11 protein-coding genes are annotated in these 12,164 nt (G+C 68.6%); 6 read left to right on the forward strand and 5 right to left on the reverse strand.

All coding sequences use genetic code 11. The features are described from left to right. Positions 1-11: 11 nt before the first annotated feature. The 4 genes from AC1RHV_RS24055 to ruvA all read left to right on the forward strand — a co-directional run bounded on the left by AC1RHV_RS24055 (position 12) and on the right by ruvA (position 3,188). The gene (locus AC1RHV_RS24055; RefSeq protein WP_006217670.1) at positions 12-251 is read left to right on the forward strand and encodes a helix-turn-helix domain-containing protein; all 240 of its coding nucleotides are present in this window, start codon (positions 12-14) and stop codon (positions 249-251) included. A 101-nt stretch (positions 252-352) separates the two neighbouring features. Then, the gene (gene purH, locus AC1RHV_RS24060) at positions 353-1,942 is read left to right on the forward strand and encodes a bifunctional phosphoribosylaminoimidazolecarboxamide formyltransferase/IMP cyclohydrolase (RefSeq protein ID WP_054457334.1); all 1,590 of its coding nucleotides are present in this window, start codon (positions 353-355) and stop codon (positions 1,940-1,942) included. Then, complete coding sequence (gene ruvC, locus AC1RHV_RS24065; RefSeq protein WP_054457336.1) at positions 1,942-2,490, forward strand: crossover junction endodeoxyribonuclease RuvC; 549 nt, start codon at positions 1,942-1,944, stop codon at positions 2,488-2,490. The genes purH and ruvC overlap by 1 nt, the downstream gene beginning before the upstream one ends. 125 nt (positions 2,491-2,615) lie before the next feature. Beyond that, a complete protein-coding gene (gene ruvA, locus AC1RHV_RS24070; protein WP_013391723.1) occupies positions 2,616-3,188 on the forward strand; it encodes a Holliday junction branch migration protein RuvA in 573 nt (190 codons plus the stop codon). Between the two features lie 7 nt (positions 3,189-3,195). On the opposite strand, the gene AC1RHV_RS24075 is transcribed toward ruvA, so the two are convergent. The 5 genes from AC1RHV_RS24075 to AC1RHV_RS24095 form a co-directional block, all read right to left on the reverse strand. Beyond that, positions 3,196-4,104 (reverse strand): complex I NDUFA9 subunit family protein, encoded by a 909-nt coding sequence (locus AC1RHV_RS24075; RefSeq protein ID WP_175181127.1) that lies wholly within the window; start codon positions 4,102-4,104, stop codon positions 3,196-3,198. A 102-nt stretch (positions 4,105-4,206) separates the two neighbouring features. Then, positions 4,207-5,172 (reverse strand): threo-3-hydroxy-L-aspartate ammonia-lyase, encoded by a 966-nt coding sequence (locus AC1RHV_RS24080; protein WP_054457340.1) that lies wholly within the window; start codon positions 5,170-5,172, stop codon positions 4,207-4,209. Between the two features lie 116 nt (positions 5,173-5,288). After that, a complete protein-coding gene (gene ruvB / locus AC1RHV_RS24085) occupies positions 5,289-6,362 on the reverse strand; it encodes a Holliday junction branch migration DNA helicase RuvB (RefSeq protein WP_054457342.1) in 1,074 nt (357 codons plus the stop codon). Positions 6,363-6,449: 87 nt separating this feature from the next. Then, positions 6,450-8,012 carry a sensor histidine kinase gene (locus AC1RHV_RS24090; protein WP_192329763.1) on the reverse strand — a complete coding sequence of 521 codons (1,563 nt, stop codon included), beginning with the start codon at positions 8,010-8,012 and terminating at the stop codon, positions 6,450-6,452. After that, entirely contained in the window at positions 8,012-8,713 is a 702-nt protein-coding gene (locus AC1RHV_RS24095; RefSeq protein ID WP_054457345.1) for a response regulator, read from the reverse strand. The genes AC1RHV_RS24090 and AC1RHV_RS24095 overlap by 1 nt, the downstream gene beginning before the upstream one ends. Before the next feature lie 253 nt (positions 8,714-8,966). Between AC1RHV_RS24095 and AC1RHV_RS24100 the strand changes: the two genes are divergently transcribed. Both AC1RHV_RS24100 and recQ read left to right on the forward strand, forming a co-directional pair. Next, positions 8,967-10,235: a fimbrial protein gene (locus AC1RHV_RS24100; RefSeq protein WP_492302211.1), complete on the forward strand. Its 1,269-nt coding sequence runs from the start codon at positions 8,967-8,969 to the stop codon at positions 10,233-10,235. A gap of 94 nt (positions 10,236-10,329) precedes the next feature. After that, positions 10,330-12,159 (forward strand): DNA helicase RecQ, encoded by a 1,830-nt coding sequence (gene recQ / locus AC1RHV_RS24105; protein WP_054457350.1) that lies wholly within the window; start codon positions 10,330-10,332, stop codon positions 12,157-12,159. Positions 12,160-12,164 lie beyond the last annotated feature (5 nt).

The raw sequence follows: 12,164 nt of genomic DNA on the forward strand, positions 1-12,164 counted from the left end.
TCTGTACTCAAATGAGCAAGAAAGATGTCCTGGAAGAATGCGTGCGCGCCAGCCTGGAGCGCTATTTCGAAGACTTGGGCGAATCCGAACCCCACGACATGTGGGACATGGTGATGCGCTGCGTGGAGCGCCCGGTGCTTGAAGTGGCGTTGGAAAGGTCGGGCGGCAACCAGTCGCGGGCATCCGAAATGCTGGGCATCACCCGCAACACCCTGCGCAAGAAGTTGCTGGCGCACAATATCCAGGTATAGCTTTCGCGCGCGGGCGGCAGGCGCATCGCGCCGCCCGCTCCCCCAGATTTCCCATCCGACCTGAACGAGAAAGGCGCTCCCGCCCCACTCCGTCCCTCACCATGAAAATCGAAACCGCCCTGCTTTCGGTGTCCGACAAGACCGGCATCGTTGAATTTGCCCGCGCCCTGGCTGCGCGCGGCGTGCGCCTGCTGTCCACCGGCGGCACCGCCAAGCTGCTGGCCGACTCCGGCCTGACCGTCACCGAAGTGGCGGCCCACACGGGTTCGCCCGAAATTCTCGATGGCCGCGTCAAGACGCTGCACCCGAAAATCCACGGCGGCCTGCTGGCGCGCCGCGACAGCGCCGAGCACATGGACACCATCAAGGCGGCGGGCATCGACCGCATCGACATGCTGGTGGTCAACCTGTACCCGTTCCGCGAAACCGTTGCCAAGCCGGACTGCACCTTCGCCGACGCCGTCGAGAACATCGACATCGGCGGCCCGGCCATGCTGCGCGCGGCGGCCAAGAACCACGGCACCGAAGCCGGCGGCGTGACGGTGGTGATCGACCCCGTCGACTATTCGCGCGTGCTGGCCGAAATGGACAAGGGCGGCAACACCTCCTATGGCCTGCGCCTGGCGCTGGCCTCCAAGGTCTACGCCCACACCGCCGCCTACGACGGCGCCATCGCCGCCTACCTGACCAGCCTGGCCGAAGCCGAGCCCAAGCAGGAAGCCGTGCCGGCCCGCAACGAATGGCCCGGCACCCTGACCCTGCAGGTCAAGCAGGAACAGGCCCTGCGTTATGGCGAGAACCCGCACCAGACCGCCGCCTTCTACGTGGACGCGCAGCGTCCGGCTGGCCTGCTGGGCAACTACCGCCAGCTGCAGGGCAAGGAACTGTCCTACAACAACATTGCGGACGCGGACGCCGCCTGGGAATGCGCACGCAGCTTCGAAGCGCCCGCCTGCGTCATCGTCAAGCACGCCAACCCCTGCGGCGTGGCCGTCGCGGCCGACACGCTGGGCGCCTACCAGCAAGCCTTCAAGACCGACCCGACCTCGGCCTTCGGCGGCATCATCGCCTTCAACCGCCCGGTCGACGCCGCCACGGCCGAAGCCGTGAGCGCGCAGTTCCTGGAAGTGCTGCTGGCTCCCGCCTATGACGGCGCCGCGCTGGCCATCCTGGCCGCCAAGAAGAACGTGCGCGTGCTGGAAGTGCCGATGGGCACGGGCCAGAACGCCTTCGACATCAAGCGCGTGGGCGGCGGCTGGCTGGTGCAGAGCCCGGACGCCTACAACGTGCCGCGCGACGCGCTCAAGGTGGTCAGCAAGCGCCAGCCCACCGAAGCCGAAATGAACGACCTGGCATTCGCCTGGAAGGTCGCCAAGTACGTCAAGTCCAACGCCATCGTGTTCGTGGGCGGCGGCATGACCCTGGGCGTGGGCGCCGGCCAGATGAGCCGCATCGACTCGGCCCGCATCGCCTCGATCAAGGCGGAAAACGCCGGTCTGACCCTGAAGGGCTCGGCCGTGGCGTCGGACGCCTTCTTCCCGTTCCGCGACGGCCTGGACGTGGTGGTGGCCGCGGGCGCAACCTGCGTGATCCAGCCGGGCGGCAGCGTGCGCGACGACGAAGTGATTGCCGCAGCCGACGAGCACGGCATCGCCATGGTGCTGACCGGCACCCGCCACTTCCGCCACTGATGCGCGTCCTCGGCATCGATCCCGGCCTGCGCCGCACCGGCTTCGGTGTGATCGATGCCGACGGCCCGCGGCTGCGCTATGTGGCCAGCGGGACCATCGTGGTCCCGCCGGCGCTGGCGCTGTCCGAACGCCTCAAGGTCATCCTGGACAATCTGCGCCAGGTGGCTCGCGACACGCAACCCGACGTGGCCGCGCTGGAAATCATCTTCCTGAACACCAACCCCGCTTCCACCCTGCTGCTGGGCCAGGCGCGCGGCGCCGCGCTGTGCGCGCTGGCCGACAGTTCGCTGCCCGTGCACGAGTACACCGCGCTGCAGATCAAGAAAGCCGTGGTCGGCACCGGCCGCGCCGCCAAGGAGCAGGTGCAGATGATGGTGCAGCACCTGCTGTCGCTGGACGGCGCGCCCGCGCCCGACTCGGCCGACGCGCTGGCCTGTGCCATCTGCCATGCCCATGCCGGCCCGCTGCAGGACAAGCTCGAACGCCTGGGCGCCTCGCTGCGCATGAGCGGCAAGACCCGCATCCGCAACGGCCGCCTGATCGGCTGAACGCCTGGCACGCCGCGATTTGCCGCGAAGCGGGACCCGTTCCCGCCGCATGCGCGCCCGCGCGTATAGAATCCCCGCATCCGCCGCGCATTCAGCGGCCTCACCATTGCCAGGCCACCATTACCATGATCGGACGCATCACCGGAACCCTGATCGAGAAACTCCCGCCCACCATCTGCGTGGACGTGGGCGGTCTGGGCTATGACATCGACGTGCCCATGAGCACGCTGTACTCGCTGCCCGACACGGGCGCGCGCGTCACGCTCTACACGCACCTGACGGTGCGCGAAGACGCCCACATCCTGTACGGCTTCGCTTCGGCAGGCGAACGCAGCGCTTTCCGCGAACTGATCAAGGTCAGCGGCATCGGCGCGCGCACCGCGCTGTCGGTGCTGTCGGGGTTGTCGGTGGCTGACCTGGCGCAGGCCATTACGCTGCAGGAATCGGGCCGCCTGACGCGCGTGCCCGGCATCGGCAAGAAGACCGCCGAACGCCTGCTGCTGGAAATGCGGGGCAAACTGGGCGCGGACATCGGCGCCTCGCCGCATGCAGCGCCGGACAACCAGTCGGACATCCTGAACGCGCTGCTGGCGCTGGGCTATTCAGAAAAGGAATCGCTGTCGGCGCTGAAGACGCTGCCCGAAGGCGTGGGCGTGTCCGACGGCATCAAGCAGGCATTGAAAGCACTGGTGCGCTGAAACCGGCTTACAGGTAGCGCGGCGCCACGGCTTCCAGGCCCGTCGGCACCACATGCAGTTCGGGCGCGATCGGCCCGCTGCAGATGTTGTCGCGGCGCAAGGAATCCAGATTGTCGCGCGACATCAAAGGCGTGCCCGGCATGCATTCGAACAGCCGGGCCTGCATGCGGCCCACGCCCATCGGCATGCTGACCACCGGCCGCGGATGGCCGCTCCAGGCGGCGCACAGGCGCGCGATCTCGCCCAGGCTGTAGACCTGGGGTCCGCCCAGTTCATAGGTCTTGCCGCAGGTGTGCGTATTGCCCAGGGCCGAGACGATGGCAGCGACCACGTCGCCCACGTAGACCGGCTGCATGCGCACATGCGCGCCGGCCAGCGGCAGCACCGGCAACCACCGCGCCAGCCCGGCGAACATATTGGTGAACTTGTCGTCCGGACCGAAGACCACCGAGGGCCGGAAGATGGTCCAGCCGCCGTCCTGATTGCCCTGGAATTCCTGCTTGATGGCGGCTTCGCCATCGCCCTTGGAGCGCTGGTACATGCTGTCGCCGTTGGAATCGGCGCCCAGCGCGCTGATGTGGATGAGCCTGCGCACGCCCTGCCGGCGACAAGCTTGCGCGATGCGCTGCGGCAGCAGCACGTGGGCCCGCGCGAATTCCGAGCCATAAGGCCGGCCGGCGTTGCCGTGCAGAATGCCCACCAGGTTGATGACCGCGTCGCAGCCCTGCGCCAGGCCGTCCAGCGTGGCGTCGTCGTGCACGTCGGCTTCGAGCAAGGTCACGGTGGGAAGAATCTGCAGGTCGCGCCCGCGGCTGTGGAGCCGGGTGGGCACGACGATCTGATGCTGATCCGCGGATAGCCGCGCTACCAGATGACGGCCTATGAAACCGGTGCCGCCGATGACAAGGATACGCATGTCGCAGCCCCTGTTCGTCAGGATTCAGTCCCGATTCTGCCTTGCACACGCGACAACCGCAAGCGCGCGGCGGCGGCCCGCAAGGGGGCCGCCAGAAGGGGGTCAGCCCGCCAGCAGCTTGGCGTAGGCCGGAAGGTCGACGTTGCCGCCGCTGATGATGACGCCGACCCGCGCACCGCGCACCGGCACCACGTTCTGCATGACGGCGGCCGCGCCCAGGCAGCCGGTGGGCTCCACCACCATCTTCATGCGTTCGGCGAAGAACCGCATGGTGGTGACCAGCTGTTCGTCCGTCACCGTGACGATGTCGCGCACATGCTTCTGGATGAGCGGGAAGGTCAGGTTGCCCAGGTGCGTCGTGGCGGCGCCATCGGCCAGGGTCTTGGGCGCCGGGATGCGGACGATTTCGCCTTTGCGCAAGGACTGCTGGCCATCGTTGCCAGCCTCGGGCTCGACGCCGTAGACCAGGCAGCGCGGGCTCAGCGCGTAGGCGGACAGGGCCGATCCCGACAGCAGGCCGCCGCCGCCCAGGCAGACGAACAGGTAGTCCAGCTCGCCCACTTCCTCGAACAGTTCCTTGGCGGCGGTGCCCTGGCCGGCGATCACGTCTTCGTGATCATAGGGAGGGATCAGGGTGGCGCCGGTTTCCGCATGGATGCGGCGGGCGATCGCCTCGCGGTCCTCGGTGTAGCGGTCATAGGTGACGATCTTGCCGCCATAGCCCTCGGTGGCGGCGCGCTTGGCGGCCGGGGCGTCCAACGGCATGATGATGGTGGCCTGCACCCCTTGCAGCTTGGAGGCCAGTGCGATGGCCTGCGCGTGGTTGCCCGACGAAAACGTGACCACGCCGGCGGCGCGCTGTTCCGGGGTCAGGCGGGCGATGGCGTTGTAGCCGCCGCGGAACTTGAAAGCGCCCATGCGCTGGAAGTTCTCGCACTTGAAGAAGACCGACGCGCCGCTGATCGCATCGGCGGTAGCCGAGGTCAGTACGGGCGTGCGGTGCGCGTTGCCGGCCAGGCGCTCGCTGGCGCGCACGACGTCGTCATAGGTGGGCAATTCGGGCTGCATGGGCTTGGGTCCTTTGATCGCGAAGGGAAATCAAAACCTTCGGATGATAAACCCGCGGCGCAATCCCCGCGCCTGCTGGGGCAGTTCGTCGCGCGGCCCGGCCCGATCCGCCCCGCTTACTTCCCGAAAAGATCGCCCGAACCCGCCGTCGCGCCGGCCGGCGGCGTCAACCCCAGGTGGCGCCAGGTGGTCAGCGTGGCGGTGCGGCCGCGCGGCGTGCGCTGCAGGTAGCCATGCTGGATCAGATAGGGCTCGATCACGTCCTCGATGGTGTCGCGCTCTTCGCCAATGGCGGCGGCCAGGCTGTCCACGCCGACGGGGCCGCCGTCGAACTTGTGGATGATGGCCTCGAGCAGCTTGCGGTCCATCAGGTCCAGGCCTTGCGGGTCCACCTCCAGCATGGCCAGGGCGCGGCCCGCCACGTCCGCATCGATGGTGCCGCCCGCCTTGACCTCGGCGTAGTCACGCACCCGGCGCAACAGCCGGTTGGCGATGCGGGGCGTGCCGCGGGCACGGCGCGCGACTTCCGCCGCGCCGTCCGGCGTGATGCCGGCGTTCAAGAGGCCGGCGCTGCGCGTGACGATGTGGCCGAGATCGGCGGCGTTGTAGAACTCCAGCCGCGACACGATGCCGAAGCGGTCGCGCAGGGGGTTGGTCAGCATGCCGGCGCGGGTGGTGGCGCCGACCAGGGTGAAGGGCTGCAGGTCCAGCTTCACGCTGCGCGCGGCCGGGCCTTCGCCGATCAGGATGTCGATCTGGAAGTCCTCCAGCGCCGGATAGAGGATTTCCTCGACCACGGGCGACAGGCGGTGGATTTCGTCGATGAACAGGACGTCGTTCTTTTCCAGGTTGGTCAAGAGCGCCGCCAGGTCGCCCGGGCGTTCCAGCACCGGACCGGAGGTCTGGCGCAGCTGCACCCCCATTTCATGCGCAATGATGTGGGCCAGCGTGGTTTTGCCCAGGCCCGGGGGACCGAACAGCAGCACGTGATCCAGGGCCTCGCCGCGCTTCCTGGCTGCGGCGATGAAGATCTCCAGCTGTTCCCGGGCGCGCTGCTGGCCGACGTACTCGTCCAGCGCCTTGGGCCGCAGGGCGCGTTCGATCGACTCCTCGTTGGGCGAGACCGGCTGCGGCGCCACGATACGGGGGGCGTCGGGACGGGAGGAAAGCGAATCGGACTGGATGGCCATGGTGCGGAAACGACAAAATGCTGAGCAGGATGCATCGTACCGTAGCGCGCCCCGCCCAGGGGGAAGCGAGCGCCCTTGCGGGCGCCCCTAGGACGTCTCGGACAGCGGCAGCTTGACCCGCACGCACAGCCCGCCAGACTCCGCCTCAAGCAGCTCCAGCGAGCCGCCATGGGCCCGTGCGATGGCCTCGGCCAGCGCCAGCCCCAGGCCCACGCTGCCGGTGCGCGTGCGCGCGTCGTCCAGGCGGCTGAACGGGCGCAGCGCTTCCTGGCGCCGTTCCGGCACGATGCCGGAGCCATGGTCGGCCACGTCCAGCACCGCGTGGCGTCCCTCATGCCTCAGACTGACCTGGACCGGCGGCGCGCCGTGGTTCAGCGCATTGCCGATCAGGTTGTCCAGCAGGCGGCCCAGCGCCACGGCGTCCGCCTGCACCACCAGGGTCGCGACGTCGTCGCCGGCCCGCAGGCTGATATCGGTGCCGGCGCCCTGCCAGGCGCCCACGCGCTCGGTCAGCCAGTCGGACAGCAGCATCGAGGCGTAGCGGTAGGCGGCCGGGTCGGTGCCGCGCACGAAGCCGATGAACTGGTCGACCATGTGCTGCATGTCCTGCAGGTCCGCGCGCAGCCCCTCCTTCAGCTTGGAGTCGTCGGCCAGCTCGATGCGCAGCCACATCCGCGACAAGGGACCCTTCAGGTCATGCGGCAGGCCCGACAGCAGCGTGCGGCGCACCGAATCGGATTCGGACAGCGCATCCAGCATGGCGTTGAAGCGTTCTCCCAATACCCGAGTTTCGTGAGGGCCCGAGGGCTCGACCCGTTGCGGCTGCCCTGCCGCCAACCGGTCGGCCGCGTCGGCCAGCCGGGTGATAGGACGCGTGATGTGCCAGGAAAAACCCACCGCCAGCAACAGCAGCAGCCCCAGGCCGCCCAGCCAGGCGGCGATGAACGGCGTCGCGACCGGCGGATCCAGGCGGTCCAGCGGGATGACCAGCCATTCGCGCAGGCGCGGCGCGTCCTCGCTGGCGGGGTTGGGCGCCAGCGAAATGAAGATCTCCGGCGTGGGTCCGCGCGACAGCGCCACGCGCGTGCCGTCGTTCAAACGTTCATTGAGCTGCTGCACCAGCACCCGCAGGTCGCGGCGGATGTCATCCGGTTCAGGCTGATAGCGGCGGCTGTGTTCTTCGCGGTCGCGATCGCGCGCGCGCTCGCCTTCCCTGGCGCTGGCGCGTTCATCGCCATGCTCCTCGTCGCGCACTTCCGGGGGGGGCGGCGCCGGCGGGCCGTGTATCTGCATGTCCGCGGGCGGCGGAGGCGGCGGCTTCGGGGCGGCCTTCGGCGGCGGGCGGCGGCCATTGAAGCGTTGCAGCTTGGCCTCGGCGGGCAGCACCCGCGACCACAGGCGCCACTGGTTCTGCGAGGCGGCGCGCACGAAGTCGGCGCGTTCCTCCGCCGGCACCTGCGACACCGCGGCGCGCAAGGTGCGGATGGTGGTGACGATGTAGCCGATGGCCACGTCTTCCATGAACTTGTGCCGGAAGTACGACACCGTCACCAGCGTGGCCGCCTGCGTCAGCAGGACCGAGCCCAGGATCAGCAGGATGAGCCTTGCCCGCAGCGAACGCGGCACCAGGAAGCCAGGAGAAAAGCGCATCAGGGCGAAAACCGGTAGCCAATGCCCCAGACGGTCTGGATCCAGCGCGGCTGCTTGGGATCGTCTTCGATGACCCGGCGCAGGCGCAGGATGGCGATGTCGATGGCGCGGTCATTGCGTTCGCCCGCGTCGTCGTCGCGCGCCAGCGCCAGCAGGCGTTCGCGCGACAGCGGCTTGCCCGCGTTGCGCACCAGCGCCTCCAGCAGATTGATTTCGCCGCCGGTCAGCTTGACCACCGTGCCTTCGCGCGACAGCTGGCGGGTGGAGGGATCGAACACGAAGGGACCGAACGAGACCGGCGCGTCCTTGGTCAGCGCGGACGGACCGCGCTTGCGGCGCAGCACGGCTTCGATGCGGGCCAGCAGCTCGCGCGGATCGAACGGCTTGCCGACGTAGTCGTCGGCGCCGGCCTCCAGGCCGATGATGCGGTCCACCGCCTCGTCACGCGCGGTCAGCAGGATGACGGGAATGTCCTCGCCCTGCTCGCGCAGGCGGCGGCAGGCGTCTGCGCCGTCGCCGCCGGGCAGCATGCGGTCCAGCACCAGCAGGTCGGGCGCGTAGCGGGTGATGCGGGACGACAGGTCGGTGGCGTCCGGCGCCAGCAGGGTGTCGTAGCCGTGCCGGTTCAGGTAGTCGGCCAGCAATTGCCGTAGGGCCGGATCGTCGTCGACGACCAGCAGCTTGGTGTGGGGATTGTCCATGGATGCCATAATGCGGCCCGCCGCTACAAGCCGCAAGAGGCGGGAAATCAACTGAAATATACCTGTTGCACGATGTTGAGCGCGTTTACCAGCGCTTTCCCGCCACGGCGCAGCGCCCGATGCGGACTGGCCCTAAAATGGAACCCGGCCCGCCTTCTGTCCGCTTTGCTAAAAAACGTTTACAGGCAAGGCAGCGCTCCCTTTCTACACTGTGCCTATGGTCGCCCCTGCATTCCTCTGGCGAAAACCCTTGTTGCGCGCCGCGCTGGTCGCGGCCTCTGCCTGCCCGATCGCCCCGGCCCTGGGCGATCCGCTTGCGGCGTCCCCCTATATGCCCGCTCCGCCCTCTGCGCGCGGCATCGGCATACTGTCCCCGGTTCAACCCATGCCCGTGCGCCCCGCAGCCTCGATGGCGTCGCGCGCGGTGCCGCTGGATCCGTCCCCTTGCGACATGCAGACCATGGAGCCGGCGCTGGACACCAGCGTACACAGCACGGGCGACACGGACCTGATCCCCGGCACCGGACTGGGACTGTCCGGCGATGCCCAGCCCGCGCGGGTTCCGCAGGATTGCACCGTGCTCGCGACGCCCGAAGACCCTGCGCCGGACTACTCGCTCACCCTCCAGGATGGCGACCTGCCCCGCATACCCGTGGTCATGATCTCTGGCGTGTCGCGCGCTTCCCGGCCCTGGTTCGCCTCCGCCAGCAGCCAGGATGGCCTGCGCTACGGCGGCAACCGCAACTGGGTCTACCGCAATACCTCGGGCCCCTCCGTCGCCGTCGGCAACATCGACGCCAGGGCGCCCGCCTGGGGCGGCGGCGCGCCGGTGGGCGGGCTGCAGATCTCGAACTGGGCCGGATCCGGCGCCACGGCCCCGGAAGGCAGCTTCGGCTATTCCTCGTCGCTGGGCCGCCTGAACCGCATGGACCCGGCCGCCAGTTCCGGGGCCGTGGACTACGGCGACCCGGTAGGCAGCGGCAGCGTGCGCTACGGCCTTACGCCGGCGCTGACCGTGGAGGGCCAGATGCAAAGCGCGCCGTCGCTGACGACGCGCGGCATGGGTACCACCTACGCCGCGGGCGACTATGGAACCTTCCGCGCCGGGGCCACGCAAAGCACCTTCGACGCGGCCAGCGCGTGGCGTTATCGCTTCGACTACAACGTGGCCGTGGCCGACGCCGTCAACCTGGGCTATTCCAACGAGCAGGTCGGCGCGGGCTACGGCGACCTGTCCAGCTACTCGGGTGGCGGGGTTTCGGCTGCGCACACCCGCAACACGCTTTCCGCCGGCGTCCCCATCACCGGCTGGGGCGTGCTCAGCGGCACCTATTCGGGGTTGCGGGAAGGCTCCGAGCTGGCCGAACAGCGCGTGGGCCTGTCGCACAGCATGTTCGTCGCGCCCAAGGTCAAGCTGGCCGTGGGCGCGGACCGCGACATCATTTCCGGCAACTACGAATGGCGCGCCAACCTCAGCATGCCCGTCGATACCTTCATGCGCGGCACCTGGCTGAGCTGGTAGGCAGACCGCGGTCAGGACAGAAATCTCCCTGCCGGAAAAGGTCCGGCGGAATTGCGGCTTAAAATCCCTGCCATGATGCTCCCGGCCTACCCCCATGTCTGACGCGCGCGCCCTCGGCGTGTTGCAGCGCGTTTTCGGTTACGAATCCTTCCGCGGCGACCAGCAAGCCATTGTCGAACAGGTGATCGACGGCGGCGACGCGCTGGTCCTCATGCCCACGGGCGGCGGCAAGTCGCTCTGTTACCAGATTCCGTCCCTGGTCCGCGAAGGCACCGGCATCGTCGTGTCGCCCCTGATCGCGCTGATGCAGGACCAGGTCGACGCCCTGACCGAACTGGGCGTGCGCGCGGCCTTCCTCAACTCCACGCAGGAGTGGCGGGTGGCCCGCGACGTCGAGCAGGCCTTCCTGGCCGGCGAGCTGGACCTGCTGTACGTGGCGCCCGAACGCCTGCTGACCGACCGCTGCCTGCAATTGCTGGAACGCGGCCGCATCGCGCTGTTCGCCATCGACGAGGCCCACTGCGTGTCCCAGTGGGGCCACGACTTCCGCCCTGAATACCTGGGCCTGTCGATGCTGCACGAGCGCTGGCCCGACGTGCCGCGCATCGCGCTCACCGCGACCGCCACCGCCGACACCCGCCGCGAAATCGCCCAGCGCCTGTCGCTGGACGATGCGCGCCACTTCGTTTCCAGCTTCGACCGCCCCAACATCCGCTACCGCATCATCGAAAAGAACGAGGTGCGCAAGCAATTGCTGGAAATGATCCAGACCGATCATGAAGGCGAATCGGGCGTGGTCTATTGCCTGTCGCGCGCCCGCGTGGAAGAGACCGCGGAGTTCCTGTGCAACCAGGGCATCGACGCCATGCCCTATCACGCCGGCCTCAGCGCGCAGGTGCGCGCCGCCAACCAGGCGCGCTTCCTGCGCGAGGACGCCGTGGTCATGGTGGCCACCATCGCCTTCGGCATGGGCATCGACAAGCCCGACGTGCGCTTCGTGGCGCACATCGACCTGCCCAAGTCCGTGGAAGGCTATTACCAGGAAACCGGCCGTGCCGGCCGCGACGGCCTGCCTGCCACGGCCTGGCTGGCCTATGGCCTGCAGGACGTGGTGCAGCAGCGCCGCATGATCGACGAATCGCCGGGCGAAGAGTCCTACCGCCGCCGCCTGGGCCAGCAACTGGACGCCATGCTGGGGCTGTGCGAAACGGTGGAATGCCGGCGCGTGCGTCTGCTGGCCTACTTCGGCCAGCAGATCACGGCCTGCGGCAATTGCGACGTCTGCCTGGAACCGCCGCAGGCCTGGGACGGCACGGTCGCGGCGCAGAAGGTGCTGTCCGCCGTCTACCGCCTGTGGAAGGAGCGCGGCCAGCGCTATGGCGCCGGCCACATCATCGACATCCTGCGCGGCAAGGTCACCGACCGCACCAAGCAGCACGGCCACGAAACGCTGAGCGTATTCGGCGTGGGCGCGGACCTGAGCGACACCGCCTGGCGCGGCGTGCTGCGCCAATTGCTGGCGCAAGGCCTGCTGACGGTGGACCACGAAGGCTACGGCACGCTGGCCCTGACCGAAGGCAGCCGCGCCGTGCTCAAGGGCGAACGCCAATTGATGCTGCGCCGGGAATCCGAAAAGAAACCGCGCTCGGGCAAGAGCGGCAGCGGCCGGCCCAAGGCGGCAGCCATCGACTTGCCGGCCGAACTGCAACCTGTATTCGAGGCCCTGCGCGCCTGGCGCGGCGAAGTCGCCAAGAGCCACGGGGTGCCGGCCTACGTCATCTTCCACGACGCGACTCTGCGCGAAATCGCCCTGGCCCAGCCCGAATCCATGGACGAGCTGAGCCACATCAGCGGCGTGGGCGCCCGCAAGCTGGAAGCCTACGGCGAAGAAATCCTGCAGCGGGTAGCGAAGCCGGTCTTGTGACGACG

This window comes from Achromobacter sp. GW823-FHT04E03 (genome assembly GCF_058796095.1).

What these genes read in the sequence shown, in the direction of transcription:
- recQ (WP_054457350.1), top strand. Translation starts at nt 10,330, where the DNA reads ATGTCTGACGCGCGCGCCCTCGGCGTGTTGCAGCGCGTTTTCGGTTAC.
- ruvA (WP_013391723.1), top strand. Translation starts at nt 2,616, where the DNA reads ATGATCGGACGCATCACCGGAACCCTGATCGAGAAACTCCCGCCCACC.
- AC1RHV_RS24090 (WP_192329763.1), bottom strand. Translation starts at nt 8,012, where the DNA reads ATGCGCTTTTCTCCTGGCTTCCTGGTGCCGCGTTCGCTGCGGGCAAGG.
- AC1RHV_RS24095 (WP_054457345.1), bottom strand. Translation starts at nt 8,713, where the DNA reads ATGGACAATCCCCACACCAAGCTGCTGGTCGTCGACGACGATCCGGCC.
- AC1RHV_RS24055 (WP_006217670.1), top strand. Translation starts at nt 12, where the DNA reads ATGAGCAAGAAAGATGTCCTGGAAGAATGCGTGCGCGCCAGCCTGGAG.
- AC1RHV_RS24080 (WP_054457340.1), bottom strand. Translation starts at nt 5,172, where the DNA reads ATGCAGCCCGAATTGCCCACCTATGACGACGTCGTGCGCGCCAGCGAG.
- ruvC (WP_054457336.1), top strand. Translation starts at nt 1,942, where the DNA reads ATGCGCGTCCTCGGCATCGATCCCGGCCTGCGCCGCACCGGCTTCGGT.
- ruvB (WP_054457342.1), bottom strand. Translation starts at nt 6,362, where the DNA reads ATGGCCATCCAGTCCGATTCGCTTTCCTCCCGTCCCGACGCCCCCCGT.
- AC1RHV_RS24075 (WP_175181127.1), bottom strand. Translation starts at nt 4,104, where the DNA reads ATGCGTATCCTTGTCATCGGCGGCACCGGTTTCATAGGCCGTCATCTG.
- purH (WP_054457334.1), top strand. Translation starts at nt 353, where the DNA reads ATGAAAATCGAAACCGCCCTGCTTTCGGTGTCCGACAAGACCGGCATC.